General features: G+C 66.6%; 14 protein-coding genes and 1 pseudogene. 8 read left to right on the plus strand and 7 right to left on the minus strand.

All coding sequences use genetic code 11. The features are described 5' to 3' along the window. Nucleotides 1-133 precede the first annotated feature (133 nt). Nucleotides 134-661: pseudogene (locus tag BJEO58_RS09680) on the plus strand (RBBP9/YdeN family alpha/beta hydrolase); the annotation flags it as partial. Nucleotides 662-833: 172 nt separating this feature from the next. Here BJEO58_RS09680 and BJEO58_RS09685 read toward each other — a convergent pair. Continuing rightward, nucleotides 834-1,928, minus strand: a complete 1,095-nt coding sequence (locus BJEO58_RS09685) for an ATP-binding protein (protein ID WP_101589281.1) — start codon at nt 1,926-1,928, stop codon at nt 834-836. A 115-nt stretch (nt 1,929-2,043) separates the two neighbouring features. Next, on the minus strand, nt 2,044-2,604 hold the full coding sequence (locus BJEO58_RS09690; RefSeq protein ID WP_101589282.1) for a 2'-5' RNA ligase: 561 nt from the start codon (nt 2,602-2,604) through the stop codon (nt 2,044-2,046). A gap of 137 nt (nt 2,605-2,741) precedes the next feature. Between BJEO58_RS09690 and BJEO58_RS09695 the strand changes: the two genes are divergently transcribed. Together BJEO58_RS09695 and BJEO58_RS09700 are read left to right on the plus strand one after the other, a co-directional pair. Continuing rightward, nucleotides 2,742-3,023 (plus strand): cupin domain-containing protein, encoded by a 282-nt coding sequence (locus BJEO58_RS09695; RefSeq protein ID WP_101589283.1) that lies wholly within the window; start codon nt 2,742-2,744, stop codon nt 3,021-3,023. Then, nucleotides 3,023-3,703: a class I SAM-dependent DNA methyltransferase gene (locus tag BJEO58_RS09700; protein ID WP_101589284.1), complete on the plus strand. Its 681-nt coding sequence runs from the start codon at nt 3,023-3,025 to the stop codon at nt 3,701-3,703. The genes BJEO58_RS09695 and BJEO58_RS09700 overlap by 1 nt, the downstream gene beginning before the upstream one ends. 3 nt (nt 3,704-3,706) lie before the next feature. Here the strand turns inward: BJEO58_RS09700 and BJEO58_RS09705 are convergent, their stop codons facing one another. Next, nucleotides 3,707-4,204, minus strand: coding sequence for a YtoQ family protein (locus BJEO58_RS09705; RefSeq protein WP_246076052.1), 498 nt, complete (start codon nt 4,202-4,204; stop codon nt 3,707-3,709). Between the two features lie 427 nt (nt 4,205-4,631). Here BJEO58_RS09705 and BJEO58_RS09710 point away from each other — a divergent pair, with 427 nt between their 5' ends. Further along, the gene (locus BJEO58_RS09710; protein ID WP_101589286.1) at nt 4,632-4,988 is read left to right on the plus strand and encodes an iron chaperone; all 357 of its coding nucleotides are present in this window, start codon (nt 4,632-4,634) and stop codon (nt 4,986-4,988) included. Nucleotides 4,989-5,032: 44 nt separating this feature from the next. Here BJEO58_RS09710 and ychF read toward each other — a convergent pair whose 3' ends face one another. Then, nucleotides 5,033-6,115 (minus strand): redox-regulated ATPase YchF, encoded by a 1,083-nt coding sequence (ychF, locus tag BJEO58_RS09715; protein WP_101589287.1) that lies wholly within the window; start codon nt 6,113-6,115, stop codon nt 5,033-5,035. A 51-nt stretch (nt 6,116-6,166) separates the two neighbouring features. On the opposite strand from ychF, the gene BJEO58_RS09720 reads away from it, so the two are divergent. Both BJEO58_RS09720 and BJEO58_RS09725 read left to right on the plus strand, forming a co-directional pair. Further along, a complete protein-coding gene (locus BJEO58_RS09720) occupies nt 6,167-7,303 on the plus strand; it encodes a DNA recombination protein RmuC (protein ID WP_101589415.1) in 1,137 nt (378 codons plus the stop codon). A 105-nt stretch (nt 7,304-7,408) separates the two neighbouring features. Further along, nucleotides 7,409-8,143, plus strand: a complete 735-nt coding sequence (locus tag BJEO58_RS09725) for a hypothetical protein (RefSeq protein ID WP_180951902.1) — start codon at nt 7,409-7,411, stop codon at nt 8,141-8,143. 107 nt (nt 8,144-8,250) lie between these two features. Here BJEO58_RS09725 and BJEO58_RS09730 read toward each other — a convergent pair whose 3' ends face one another. Together BJEO58_RS09730 and BJEO58_RS09735 are read right to left on the minus strand one after the other, a co-directional pair. Then, on the minus strand, nt 8,251-9,726 hold the full coding sequence (locus tag BJEO58_RS09730) for an arylsulfotransferase family protein (RefSeq protein ID WP_101589288.1): 1,476 nt from the start codon (nt 9,724-9,726) through the stop codon (nt 8,251-8,253). A 144-nt stretch (nt 9,727-9,870) separates the two neighbouring features. Then, nucleotides 9,871-10,953: a 4-hydroxy-3-methylbut-2-enyl diphosphate reductase gene (locus tag BJEO58_RS09735; protein WP_101589289.1), complete on the minus strand. Its 1,083-nt coding sequence runs from the start codon at nt 10,951-10,953 to the stop codon at nt 9,871-9,873. A gap of 131 nt (nt 10,954-11,084) precedes the next feature. Here BJEO58_RS09735 and xseA point away from each other — a divergent pair, with 131 nt between their 5' ends. Together xseA and BJEO58_RS09745 are read left to right on the plus strand one after the other, a co-directional pair. After that, a complete protein-coding gene (xseA, locus tag BJEO58_RS09740; RefSeq protein WP_101589290.1) occupies nt 11,085-12,431 on the plus strand; it encodes an exodeoxyribonuclease VII large subunit in 1,347 nt (448 codons plus the stop codon). Between the two features lie 2 nt (nt 12,432-12,433). Next, entirely contained in the window at nt 12,434-12,703 is a 270-nt protein-coding gene (locus BJEO58_RS09745; RefSeq protein WP_087004804.1) for an exodeoxyribonuclease VII small subunit, read from the plus strand. 47 nt (nt 12,704-12,750) lie between these two features. Here BJEO58_RS09745 and BJEO58_RS09750 read toward each other — a convergent pair whose 3' ends face one another. Then, complete coding sequence (locus BJEO58_RS09750; RefSeq protein WP_179207048.1) at nt 12,751-13,458, minus strand: DUF4245 domain-containing protein; 708 nt, start codon at nt 13,456-13,458, stop codon at nt 12,751-12,753. Between the last annotated feature and the right edge of the window lie 92 nt (nt 13,459-13,550).

The raw sequence follows: 13,550 nt of genomic DNA on the forward strand, positions 1-13,550 counted from the left end.
ATCTTTGCGCGCATCGATCGCCATCCTCGTGGCTCGCTCGCGTAGCTCGTCGGGGTACTTTCGTGGTGCGACCATGCCGCCCATCCTTCCGGGTTATCGATGTCTCCATTAAACCCGGGGCGATTCACCGCAGCACCACTGGTTCCCGTGGGTCGCTAAGACGGTCGCCGGCGCCGAGGTCGTCGCACTGCCCGACTCCGCCTCCCCCGATGCCGAGGCGTGGATCGGGGCCGCCGTGAACACGATCGGATCGCTCGGTCCCGAGGTCGCGGTCGTCGCCCACAGCCTCGGCTGCGTCACCGCAGTGCGCGCCGTCGAACGGCTCGCGGCAGGTAGTGCCGGCGGCTCGTTGGGTGCGTTCGTCGCGGTCTCCCCCTTCGCCGAGCCGCTCACACGCACCGGCGACGCGGGCCTCGACGCGTTCGCCGCGGACGGCCTTGGTCCGTTCCTCGCAGGTGCCGATCTACCGGGAGCCGGCCCGCACCTCGGCGCCGTCACTGTCATCCGCTCGGATGACGATCCCCTCGTCGCACCGCATCTGTCCGACGCGTTCGCCCGGAATCTGCAGGCGCGCACCGTGGTGGTGCCGGAAGCCCGTCACTTCCTCGCCGCACACGGCGTCACGGAACTGCCGGAGGTCGTGGAGGCGCTCACGAGGTGAGGGTCGGCGCCCCGTCCGCGGCGCCAGTGTGAGATCACGACCGGCGAAAGTCACAGCCAATCTTCACACCACCGACGAATGAAATCCTAACACTGCCGGAGAAATGACCACGCGCGAGCTCGAGAAGAGAGTAGTGGCGTGCCGCATTGGCGGTCCACCGGGCGACGCCGGTTCAGGTGCGCAGGTGATCGCGGAGGCCGGGAATGGCGAAATCGATCAGACCGTGGCCTGTTGATTCGATCAAACCTGCGTCGATGAGGCGGGCGCGGTAGTTGCCGATGGTGTTGCGGGCATCGCCCAGGCGCCGGCCGATGTCGGCGGTTCTTGAGGGTCCGTCGTCTTCGGCCATGGCGCGGAGGAATTCCAGGTCTTTGGGGGAAACTGCAGCCAAGGCCGCGCCGATGACCATGCGGGTATTGCGGCGGCGGGCGGCAGATATGGCTAAGTTCACCTGCTCGCCCTCCAGGGGCCCAGGCGCGGTCTCGGCGACCTGCCACAGATGGTAGCCAACAAGCTGGATCAGAAAGGGATAGCCCCCGGTCGCCTCGGCCGCGGTGCGTAACAGGCCCGAAGCAATCGGGGTCGGCAGGGCCGCGAAGACCTCTGCGTAGGAGGCTTCGACCTCGTCGACGGCGGCAGCGTGGAGATCGATACGGTCAGCCCGACGCAAGAAGGTGGCTACGCCCTCGTCGAGCAGGTCCGAGACAGCGGCTGGTAGACCGGCGAACACCAGAGCCACCGGCAGCCCAGCGCGGATGAAATGTTGGACTGCGGCCGCCAGCTGGGCCAGCTCGTCCCGGTCGGCACCGTGGATCTCATCCAGGGTGATAGCCAACCCGGTGCCTTGAGCATCCAGCAGCCGCAGCGATTCTTCGCCTAGTTGGCGCCAGCTGGTCTGCTGATCCGGGAGCAGTTCGGTATCCACCGAGAACCCGGCGATCCCAAGGCCGGTGATCCGACGTGTGGGTGGCCCGGAGCCGAGCTCTTCGACGAGCGGATGCATAGCGTGGCCGATCCGGCCGAGGAACCCGCGAGTGGCGGTCTCGGAGATCACCGCCCACCCGGCACGGCGTGCTTCGTCCTCGGCTTCACCGAGCATGACAGTCTTGCCCACTCCTCGCGCGCCGGTGAAGATCGTCAAGAGGCCAGGCGCGCCGGAACGAATCTGAAGCCCATAAGCGAACTCATCCAACAACCCTGCTCGGCCCACCAATAATGGTGGCTCGGCGCCGGCGGTCGGCCGGAACGGGTTCAGCGGTGTTGGCATCCCACCCTTTCAGTGAACACATGTGTACCTTGTGAGCGCGAGTGTACCTTGTGTACATAGATGTTCACCGAATATCGCTTCTCGGGATGGAGCGCGCGGAGTGCACCATAAGCGGTCATCCGGTGCCGGAGGCGTCGCTTTCTGCCGACCCCACCCCGGCTTCGTCGTTCCGACTCGACTCGGCCAGGACAGTGAGCTCCTGGGTGCGTGGCCTCCAGTACGCCGCCCGGACAGCCGTGAGCTCCTTGAGGTGGGGCGAGGTCACCTCATCCAGCGTTCGGAGGTAGTCGGGGACGATCTCACGCGGCAGTCGCAGCCCCATCGACAGGTGCGGCGTCCAGCTGCGACCGCGACTGTCGGGGTTCAGCGCACTGACCTCGCGGGCAGCCTGCTCCATCTCGTCCGAGGTCTCGAGCAGCCACGCGACAGTTCGCTTGCGCTTCGTTCCGAAGACCACCGTGCCGACCCGCCTGAACCGCGAAGGGATCACCGGTGGGAGCACCTCGGAGGCGCGTTGGACAGCGTCGACAGCCATGATCGGTGAGTACGTGACCGTGATGTGCGGTGTCTGTCCCTGAGCAGGGAACCCCCGCTCGGCGAGCCGCGCGAACACCTCCCGCACCTGCTGCTCCTCAGCCCGCGCAAGGTGCAGCAGGATGTTGTCCGGTGACGTCATCGTCCCTCGCTCCTCACTCTGGGCCTGATGCGATGCTCACAGGTATACCGCCAGAGCGCGAATTGACGCAGATCAAGGACTCCTGGCGTGAGTGCTCCCATACTGGGAGCGAGCGACATCACACGGAGGGGCCCCAGATGAAGAAGACCATTCCACTGGACGAGGGAACGGACCTCGTCGCGAAGAAGATGGTCGGGACGGGAGGAACCCCGTTCCCGCGGCACTCGGCGTCACATGAGTCGGTTCTGGTGATGGTGGACGGCAGCTGCACCATCACGTTCCCGCACGTCGTCCGGGAACTGCAGACCGGCGATACCTTCATCGTGCCTGCGCACGAGGTCCACCAGGTCGTCGGCACCCCCGACTTCGCGGCTGTTCACGTCATGCCGAAGAACATCCGCTTCGCCTTCACCGCCTGATGGCGACTCCACCCATCAGCGGTCGCGCGCCTGCAGCGGCCGCGGGAACGCGCAGGGTCAGCAGCGCCTATGACACGCACGCAGCCGTTGTCACGGACATGCTCGGCACCACCGTGCACCGCGACGACCCGGACCGTGCCGTGATCGAGCAGTGGGCTGACGGTGTCAGCGGTCGGATCCTCGATATCGGCTCAGGCACCGGTCGCTGGACAGGGCATCTCGCCGGTTTGGGGCATGAGGTCGTCGGGGTCGACCCCTCGGAGAAGTTCGTCGAGATTGCTCGCCGCGCTCACCCCGGGGTCCCGTTCCGAACCGCAGCGGTGCACGATCTCGCCGAGTCCCACGAGCGGTGGGCCGGCTTCCTCGCCTGGTACTCGCTCATCCACCTCGACGCCGACGACCTGCGCACCGCCCTGTCAGTCCTCCACGATCGTCTCGAGGAGGGTGGGAGCGTCCTTCTGAGCTACTTCTCCGGTCCGCGGAGTGAACCCTTCCACCACCCTGTCGCACCCGCGTACCGGTGGTCGGCCGCGGCCATTGCGGAAGCGCTGAGCGATGCCGGTTTCCGTGTCCTGGATCATCACCGCGGGAACTCCGCCGAGCACGCAGCGATCACAGCGATTCGGACGCACCCGGGCGATGTCCTCGTCCAAGGCCGGCCCGCGCCCCGCGAGGACTGAGGCTTACGCCTCGAGCACGTACCGCAGGGTCTCCACCACCTGGTCGGTGGTCGTGCACCAGGCCTGAGCCCCGGCGTCGACCTCCTTGAGGGGGTGGATGATATCGGCGTCGTGGAGGGTCACGTAGGGCTTGCCCAGCGCGGAGCAGTAGCCGGCGTCGAAGGCGGCGTTCCACTGCTTGTACTTGTCGCCGAAGCGGACCACCACGAGATCGCTCTGCTCGATCAGCGTGCGCGTGCGGATCGCATTGACCTTGGAGGACTGGTGATCACGCCAGAACTGGCTGTCGTTCGCACCGAGGTGGTCACCTGCAGCGTCGCTCGCAGGGTGGTCGGTCACCGGCGCGGTGAAGACTACGTCCAGCCCGGCCGCTTCGGCACCGCGCTGGATCTCGTCACGCCAATCGGTGTGGATCTCACCGGACAGATAAACGGAGAAAGTCATGGTTTCAAGCCCCTCTTCGGATTGTGGATGGATCTGTTCTGCTTTCTGGTCCGCCATTCTACGAGTCCAGCGATAAGAACGAGCCTCCGGCACCGGGAGGCTCCCACTCAGGGCTCGGTCATAGATCAGTCGAACACACGTCAGACCGACTGAACTTCTCTGCTGGCCACTCAACAGGAACGCACGGTCTGCGACGCGCTCTGGCTCGCCGAGCGTGAGATCCGCGCACTGCCCGGCTCAGACGTGGACGCACAGTCAGTCGCAGCACGCGGACAACTCCGGGTTGCGCCGTGGGGCGAACCCATCGCGCCGCGCTGTTTCAGCCATGCTCATGCTCACGCGACCTGGAAAGCAGAGGATCATCTGAGTGCTCGGACCTGGTGAGGCCAGCAGCACCAATCACGTCCTCCTCCCCCAGGCTCACCGACGGAGATCGGCGAACGACGCAGTTAGAATCTCCTCATCTGAGAGGAAGTGCTGAGACATGGCAACCATCACTGACCACGATTCCTACATCGCCGCTGCACCTGAGTCATTCCGCCCGATCCTCACTCACGTTCGGGGTCTCCTGAACGAGGCCCTGCCGGAAGCAGAGGAGATGACGGCATACAACATGCCGGGGTTCAGGATCCAAGGCACGGTCGTTGCGAGCTACGCCGCGTTCAGCAAGCAGGTCGGCCTGTACTTTCTCGCCCCCGCGATCTCAGTTCATGCCAAAGAGATAGCAGAAGCAGGCCTCAAAGCGAGCAAGACCGGAATCACCTTCGCACCGCGCAAGCCGGTCCCGGATGATCTCGTGACACAGCTCGCACGAGCATCAAGAACGTACGTTGACGACTGACACCCTCTGCCGCAGATTCGCGTGGATCCGGCGGTGAGAGGACATCAAACGTTGAACCTGAATTCCACCACGTCGCCATCCGCCATGATGTAGTCCTTGCCCTCCATACGGACCTTGCCCGCTGCCTTCGCATCGGCCATCGATCCCAGTGAGTCCAGGTCCGCGAACGACACGACCTCGGCCTTGATGAAACCCTTCTGGAAGTCGGTGTGGATGACGCCGGCGGCCTGCGGTGCGGTCCATCCCTTCCCGATCGTCCATGCGCGGGATTCCTTGGGACCAGCGGTGAGGTACGTCTGCAGCCCCAACGTGTCGAAGCCCACCCGGGCAAGCTGGTCCAGACCGGCTTCGTCCTGACCGCTCATCTCCAGCATCTCCGCGGCTTCCGCCTCGTCCAGCTCCGCGAGCTCCGACTCGAACTTCGCGTCGAGGAAGATCGCCTCGATAGGAGCGACGAGCGCGCGCAGTTCATCCTTCTTCGCCTCGTCGGCCAGGATGTCGTCGTCGACGTTGAAGACATAGAGGAACGGCTTCGTCGTCATGAGCTGCAGCTCGCTCAGAGGCTCGACGTCGAACCCGTCGCCCATCGCCTGGAAGAGCGTGCGCCCCTCCTCGAGGATCGCCTGCGCAGCGGTCATCGCTTCGAGGACTGCGGCGTCAGTCTTCTTCTGCTTGACCTCCTTCTCGATGCGCGGCTGCGCCTTCTCGAGCGTCTGGAGGTCTGCGAGCACGAGCTCCGTGTTGATCGTGTCGATGTCGTCCGACGGTGAGATCTTGCCGTCGACGTGCACGACGTCCTCGTCCGAGAACGCACGGATCACCTGACAGATGGCCTCCGCCTCACGGATGTTCGCTAGGAACTGGTTGCCCAGGCCCTCCCCCTCCGAGGCGCCACGGACGATGCCGGCGATGTCCACGAAGCTCACGGTCGCCGGAAGGATCTTCTCCGATCCGAAGATCTCCGCGAGCCGCCCCAGCCGGGGGTCCGGCAGCGGGACCACGCCCACGTTCGGCTCGATCGTCGCGAACGGGTAGTTCGCCGCGAGCACCTGGTTCTTGGTCAGTGCATTGAACATGGTCGACTTGCCGACGTTGGGCAGTCCGACGATTCCGATAGTAAGAGCCACAGGAGGAGAGTCTAGTCGGTCGTGTCCGTGCCTCGTGCTTCCATGGTCGTCATGGAAGCGATCACCCTCTCCGTGGCTCTTGTGCTCGTCCTCGCCGTAGGCATCGTGATCGGCTGGTGGCTTGGCAGCACGCGCGCGCGTGCGCAGACACAGGACAGGCTGGTCCGTGCCGAAACGACCGCCCAGATCCTGTCGGACCGGACGGAAGCGCTCGAGGCGGATGCCCAGGTCGCCGGTGAGCTCACTGCCGCAGTCGGTCCCCTCACGTCCGATGTGCGCTCCCTCGCCCAGCACGTGACGGGCCAGGACCGGCAGCAGGCGGCGAGGCTGGCAGGACTCGATGAGCAACTGCGGCAGCTCGCGCTTCAGAACCAGCGGCTCCAGACCTCCACGCACGGCCTGCTCACGGCTCTGTCGTCCGGCAGCGGCCGCGGCGATTGGGGCGAAGTCCAGCTCCGGCGGATCGTCGAACTCGCAGGCATGACGGAGCACATCGATTTCAACGTCGAGGTCTCCGCGACGACCGATGCCGGGCGCATCCGACCCGACATGGTCATCAATCTTCCTGGGGAGGCGCACATCGTCATCGACGCGAAGGCACCCCTCAACGGCTTCGAAAGAGAGGCCGACGGTGCCGCAGCAGCAGGCGCACAGGCCCGCGCCGTGCGCCGGCACGTGACGGCGCTGTCGAAGAAATCGTACTGGCAGGCGTTCACTCCCACACCTCGCTTCGTCGTCTGCTTCCTTCCGTCCGACGGTCTCCTCGCGGCAGCCGGCCAGGAGGATCCCTCACTGATCGACGACGCGCTGACAGCCGGAGTGCTCCTCGCTTCTCCGTCGACCCTGCTGGGCCTGCTCAAGACCGTCGCGCTCAACTGGCAGCAGGCGGATCTGAGCCGCAGTGCTCAGCAGATCCTGGATCTGGGCCGCGATCTCCACACCCGTGTCGTGACACTCACAGAACACCTCACACGAATGGGCTCGAGCCTCGACAGAAGCGTCGAGGACTACAACCGACTCGTCGGCTCCTTCGAGTCACGGTTCCTCCCCACAGCGCGGAAGCTGTCGGCCACCGGAGTCTCCGACGCTGCACTCGTCGATCCGGAGGAGCTCTCCACACGGACGAGGGGCCTCACGGCACGCGAGTTCGGCGGCGCTGACCGCCCGCCCGCCGAACCCCAGCTGTAAAGGAACCGCACGCCCGCTGATAGCGTCCTGTGTGGCGCCGGGTTGCCTCGTCTTCTCGCACCTCGGTCGCCACTCCATGCTTCCGACCTCAGAAGGCAGTCGAACGTGACCACCGATCCGTCCTCCGCCGGCGACTCCCAGCAGCGCGGCATCCTCCCGCCGCAGGCCCCCGCATACGGCCAGCAGCACACGCAGGGCCCCGGCTCCTGGCAGTCCGCCGGTGCCGCACCGAACAACGAGTACTTCGATTTCACGGACTACCGATTCCGTCTGCCCACTGCGTGGCCGAAGAGCCTGGACGCGGCGAAGCCGTCGTTCCGCAAGGGCTTCGGCAGCATCTTCCAGACGGCGCACATGCCGATGGACGCCCGGATCGGCTACTGGATCTGGCTCGTCGGATGCGTGTTCGCGATCGTGGCCTGGCTCTTCTCCATCGCGGTCATCGCGTTCGGTGTTCTCATCAACCCGTTCACGCTCGTGGCGACCGGCATGGTGGGCATCTTCGGCGGTGTCCGCTGGGGGATGGTCCTGCTCTTCGTCGCGACGATGCTCTTCGCGCTCGTGATGCTGGTCCTTCAGCTCTTCATGACCCTGAAGGTCCGCGAGGGCGCTGAATGGGCGCGTCTCGGGCTGACCGCCATCACGCTCGCGAGCATCGTCTACACGATCATCCTCACCGCCGCCGGACTCGAATCCGGAGGCGCGGGATCAGTCGTGACCAATATCCTGTCGTTCCTCATGGTCGCGTTCTTCTGGCTGCCCAAGGCCAACGAGTGGTTCCTCCGCACCACGGACGGCGGCACCCCTCCTTCGGGTCCGCGCCGTTCCGCGCGTCACTGAGAGCACCAGACGGCTCTCTGCCTCACACAGATCGGCCCGTGCGCTTCCCTTCTGGGAGTGCACGGGCCGAACAGCAATCAGTCTGCCGGAACAGAATCCAGCGGTCCTCACTCAGCAGTCGTGCTGGCGAGCACCTCGCCATCCTCATCGAGTGCTTCGACGACGACGTTGTCCGCGTCTTCGGGAAGCGGGATCGCCGTCTCGAAGCCCGCACGCTCGACCATCGCGAGCTCCGTGCGCGCACCGGCGTCAGGACCGCCGAGCACGCGCCACTGCGCGACCTCCGTCGCCCCGTTCCATGACGCGTAGACGGTCGTCTGCTCGTCCTCGGTCTTCATGTCCGCCGCGGGCGGTTCGTTCGGCGTCGCCTCCCACTCGGAGAGGTACGCACGGTAGTTCGAATCGGCCCCCACAGTCCCATCGCGCAGGACCTCTCCATCGGCGGAGTACTCCGTGAACGACGGCAGCGCTCCCCAACCGATGACGATGCGACCGTCCTCAAGCTCCTGGAAGCTCCCCTGGTTCGCAGCGATGCGCGGGACGGGTGGGAGGAACTCGTCGACGATCTCAGCCGTCATATCGTCGGTGTCCACGTCGATCCGCATCCCGCGGGAGGAGTCGCCCAGCGTGGGCGACGACTGGTTGTCGAACAGTGTGATCGTGCCATCGGGTGCGCGCTCGACGTCGTGCTGCCAGGCGAAGTACAGGTCGTCGGCGGCTTCGAAATCCGACGACTTCCCGCCCAACGTCCAGTTCACGTCACCGGACTCGCGGTCGACGCTGTAGAAGGCGTGCGTGTTGCGTGCGTCCACCAGCAGGGAGCCGTCGTCGTCGACTGACACGGAGTTGCCGTGGAAGTAGTCGTAGGGCTTGTCCTCGGTCCCGGCGTCATCCTCGAACTCCCGCTCGGAGTCCGTGACCGGGATGTGGTCGAGCGAGCTCCAGTCGAGCAGCACCTCGCCGGTCTCGATGTCGACCTCCTGGACGACCCCGTCCCAGACCCAGCCGTCGGACTCCCCACCGACCTCGGTGAGGTCCGTCTGCTGGGGGACGTAGGCGAGCAGCAGCATCGTGCCCTCGTCGGTGATCGTCGTCTCGTGGAGGTCGACCATCCTGTGCGGCAGATCATTGCCCATGCCGACCCGGGCGACCTCCTCGTAGGAGTCGTCGACGACGACGACCTCGCCCTCGGCCAGGGGCGTGTCGACGATGCCCTCCCACCAGGTGAGGACCTTCTCGCCCTCGTACTCCTGGACGCGCATGTCCCAGCCGGCGGTGGGCTCGTCATCCTTCTGAGCCTCGTCGTCCTCCTGGATCCACACGGGCTCGCCGGCCTCGTCGATGATCAGCCTGCCGGACCACGTGCCGGTCTCACGAGACTTCGGTCCGACGAAGAAGTACTCGTCGGAGCGGTCCTCGTCGGTGCTGTCGAGGTCGATCGGAGGCGCGGTGAGGTCGGTGCTCTCGTACTCGGTGAGATCGACCTCATCGGCGGCATCGCCGCCGGAACATCCCGCCACACCGACCAGTACTGCGGCAGCGAGAACCGCCGCCCCTCTGCGCACCCTGCGGGTCGTCGACATCGCATCATCCTTGTCACCGTCAGCCTCAGCGGGAACGCCGGAGTGGCGACCCGCTCTGTGTGTGGTTCCACAGTAGTCGGCGCAGGCAGGACTGGGTGCGGAGGCTGCGCCCGAGGAGTTCAGCCGCTGAGGCTCAGACGGCCATCAGCGCAGCTCGTGGTTCCGGTCTGCACCGTTCTTCTTGTTCGAGGTCTCGAGGCCGGCGGCCTTGAGGTCCTTCCGAAGTTCGCGGGGCAGGGAGAAGATCACGTCCTCATCCGCTGTGCGCACCTCTTCGACATCGCCGTAGCCGTAGTCGGCCAGCAGGCGCAGCAGATCCTGGACCAGCAGGTCCGGCACGCTCGCACCGCTCGTCACACCGATGGTCGAGACGCCGTGGAACCACTCCTCGTCGACCTCGCGCGCGAAGTCGATCCGATGGGCGTCCTTCGCGCCGTGCTCCAGCGCCACCTCGACCAGGCGGACCGAGTTCGATGAGTTCGCCGACCCCACGACCAGCACGAGATCCGCTCCCGGAGCGATCTTCTTGACCGCGACCTGGCGATTCTGGGTGGCATAGCAGATGTCGTCGCTCGGCGGGGCCTCGAGATGGGGGAACCGCTGCGTGAGGATGTCGACCGTCTCCATCGTCTCGTCGACGCTCAGAGTCGTCTGCGAGAGCCACACGAGCTTGTCCGTCTCCGGCAGTTCGACGGCGCGAGCCTCTTCCGGATTCTGGATGAGGGTGATCGAATCCGGGGCCTCGCCCATCGTGCCCTCGACCTCTTCGTGTCCTTCGTGGCCGACGAGGATGATCGAATAGCCCTGCTTCTCGAACCGCACCGCTTCACGGTGCACCTTCGTCACGAGCGGGCACGTCGCGTCGATGGTGTCGAGGCTGCGCGCTGCGGCCTCTTCGTGGACCGCCGGCGACACACCGTGGGCGGAGAACACGACGCGGGCGCCCTCCGGCACCTCATGCGTGTCGTCCACGAAGATCGCACCGCGTTCGGAGAGCCTGTCGACCACGTGACGGTTGTGGACGATCTCCTTGCGGACGTAGATGGGCGCGCCGTAGTGCTCCAGCGCGCGTTCGACGGCGATGACCGCGCGGTCCACTCCTGCACAGTATCCGCGGGGGGCGGCGAGGAGGACGTTCTTCTCACCGCTCTCCGGCTGACGGATCTCCGAGGGGTCCTTGCGGCGGCGCGGCATCGCGGGGACGGGCACAGTCACAGTCGCAGTCATGCAGGTGATTCTACGCGGCCCTCCTCAGAAGGGGCTGGGCAGTGGGGAGGCATCCATCACCTCCGGCGCCGTGTCCGCGGCCTCGTCTAGGATCGGGAGCACCCCGCACACGACGAGAAGAGGAGGGGACGGTGGCGCAGCGCATCTCCGGGACCCCCGGGATTCTGGGCGACCAGCCGGAACGCCCACCCGCCGCGGCGACGGCGGCGGACACCTCCGCGGACAATCCCTGGCCGGTCAGCCTGCTCGCCCACAAGATGAAGGCCTACATCGACCGCATGTCGACGGTGTGGGTCGAGGGCCAGATCATCGAACTGTCCGATCGGGCGAACGCCAGCTATCTCACCCTCCACGACACGACGGAGGACATCTCACTCCCCGTGCAGATCTGGCGCAACGTCCGGGACCGCCTGGACACGCGGCTCACGGAGGGCTCCCGCGTCGTCGTCCAGGCGAAGGCGAACTACTGGCTCGCGAAGGGCCGCCTCACGATGCAGGCGTACGACGTCCGCGCCGTGGGACTGGGCGAACTGCTCGCACGGCTCGAACAGCTCAAGCAGATGCTGGGCGCCGAAGGGCTCTTCGACCCCGCGCACAAGAAGCCCCTGCCGTTCCTCCCCTCCCGCATCGGCCTCATCACCGGCCATGACTCCGACGCGATGAAGGACGTCCTCCGCAACGCGTCTCTGCGCTGGCCGGCCGTGGCCTTCGAAGTCCGAAACGCCGCGACGCAGGGGACGAACGCGGTCCCGCAGGTCATGGCGGCACTGGAGGAGCTCGACGCGCACCCGGACGTCGATGTCATCGTCATCGCCCGTGGCGGCGGCAGCCTCGAAGACCTCCTCCCCTTCTCGAACGAAGCGCTGGTCCGCGCAGTCCACGCAGCAAGCACTCCGGTCGTCTCCGCGATCGGCCATGAGGCGGACCGTCCGCTGCTGGACGACGTCGCAGACATGCGCGCCTCGACTCCCACGGATGCGGCGAAGCGGATCGTCCCGGACGTGGCAGAGGAGCAGATGGGCATCCTCCAGGCCCGCGCCTCGCTCAACGGCGCACTCGACCGGCTGCTACAGAGTGAGGCCAGGGCCCTGGCCGACGTCCGCGGCCGTCCCGTGCTGGCCCAGCCGGAAACGATGATCACCGGACGGGAACAGGACGTGTCGACGCTGCGTGCCAGATCCTGGCAGGCGCAGGCGGGACTGGTGGGCCGCGCTGCGGCAGAGATCGAGCACCTCCGCACTCAGGTGCGCAGCCTCTCCCCCCTGAACACCCTGGCCCGCGGCTACGCCGTCGTCCAGACGGAGGACGGTGCCGCCGTGCGCAGCCACGAGCAGGTGGATGCGGGTGACCGCATCTCGATCAAGCTCGCCTCCGGGCGCCTGACAGCGCAGGTCGATGACTCCTCGCCGGACCCCCAGTCACGGGACCTCGGCGATGGTCCCCGGCAGAACACCGACGACAGCACTTCCAAGGAGTGACCATGGCAGATGAGCAGAACAGCACGACGACCGTTCCCGGCGGAGCGACGGACGGGATAGACGCGCTCAGCTACGAACAGGCTCGCGAAGAGCTCGTGACGACGGTGCGCACCCTCGAGGCCGGCAGCCTCACCCTGGAGGAATCGCTGCGCCTCTGGGAGCGGGGCGAGGCACTCGCCGATCGCTGCCAGAACTGGCTGGACGGGGCGAAGGACCGCTTGGAGAAGGCCCGTGCCGCCCGTGACGAGCAGGACGGAGCGGCGCAGGGCTGATCACCCATCGGCCGCTGGGCGGCCCTGGTGCTGATCAGTCGTCCTGATCAGTCGTCGGTCGCCACGGCTCCGACGGTCTGCACGGATTCCGCCGCGTACTCCTCGAGCGGGCCCCACTCGCCAGCGCCCACAAGCAGGAGGACGGTCCCGTCGGCCTCCCCCAGGAGCGCCTTGTCGGAGGAGTCGGTCCCCTCGAATCGCGTGAACGCGGTACCGGCCAGCTCGGACTCCCCCGTCTCCGCGAATTCCTCGAGGTACGACTCCGCCCACGCGTCGGGGGTCTCCTCTGCATCGGTCTGACGCAGCGACGCCCAGCCGTCGTCCCCGTCGACCCAGGACACGTACCAGGTCTCCACGGGAGGGGTCCCGCCCTCACCGAACGACGCGGCGTTCGCATGCCATCCCTCAGGCATCCCCGGCACCGCCAGGTCGAATCCTGCCTCCGGCTGCACGTTCTGGGCCACGGCGCCGTAGTCGACCTCGCGGGTGATGTCGCCCTCAGGACGCGGCGCGAGCGCAAGCGCGGCCAGCACCAGCACCAAGCACGCCAGCAGCGCGATCGCCATGTTCACCCAGTTGTAGTGCCGCCGGATCACACGCATCTCTTCGCGCGAGCCCGCCTTCGTGCGCGCCAGCGCCTTCTCGCCGGGGAACAGCTCCGGTTCCTCGTGCGGCCGCTCCGGTCCGGCGAGGCCGCCGTAGCGCGCGGTCGACGACGGGAGGGGCGGCGGGGTGGCATGCTGCTGGTCGTTCACACCTGCATTGTCCCCCGTCTCACCGCACGACGACCAATCGCCGTCCCGCCGCGACGATCCAGCGTCGGGTCCAGCCCGGGCAAGTGGCACAA

The organism is Brevibacterium jeotgali (assembly GCF_900169175.1).
GTDB lineage: Bacteria > Actinomycetota > Actinomycetes > Actinomycetales > Brevibacteriaceae > Brevibacterium > Brevibacterium jeotgali.

Excerpts from the sequence above, each read along its gene's own strand:
- BJEO58_RS09730 (WP_101589288.1), bottom strand. The coding sequence starts at position 9,726 with ATGTCGACGACCCGCAGGGTGCGCAGAGGGGCGGCGGTTCTCGCTGCC.
- BJEO58_RS09695 (WP_101589283.1), top strand. The coding sequence starts at position 2,742 with ATGAAGAAGACCATTCCACTGGACGAGGGAACGGACCTCGTCGCGAAG.
- BJEO58_RS09720 (WP_101589415.1), top strand. The coding sequence starts at position 6,167 with ATGGAAGCGATCACCCTCTCCGTGGCTCTTGTGCTCGTCCTCGCCGTA.
- BJEO58_RS09705 (WP_246076052.1), bottom strand. The coding sequence starts at position 4,204 with ATGGCGGACCAGAAAGCAGAACAGATCCATCCACAATCCGAAGAGGGG.
- BJEO58_RS09700 (WP_101589284.1), top strand. The coding sequence starts at position 3,023 with ATGGCGACTCCACCCATCAGCGGTCGCGCGCCTGCAGCGGCCGCGGGA.
- BJEO58_RS09685 (WP_101589281.1), bottom strand. The coding sequence starts at position 1,928 with ATGCCAACACCGCTGAACCCGTTCCGGCCGACCGCCGGCGCCGAGCCA.
- BJEO58_RS09690 (WP_101589282.1), bottom strand. The coding sequence starts at position 2,604 with ATGACGTCACCGGACAACATCCTGCTGCACCTTGCGCGGGCTGAGGAG.
- BJEO58_RS09735 (WP_101589289.1), bottom strand. The coding sequence starts at position 10,953 with ATGACTGCGACTGTGACTGTGCCCGTCCCCGCGATGCCGCGCCGCCGC.
- BJEO58_RS09710 (WP_101589286.1), top strand. The coding sequence starts at position 4,632 with ATGGCAACCATCACTGACCACGATTCCTACATCGCCGCTGCACCTGAG.
- BJEO58_RS09745 (WP_087004804.1), top strand. The coding sequence starts at position 12,434 with ATGGCAGATGAGCAGAACAGCACGACGACCGTTCCCGGCGGAGCGACG.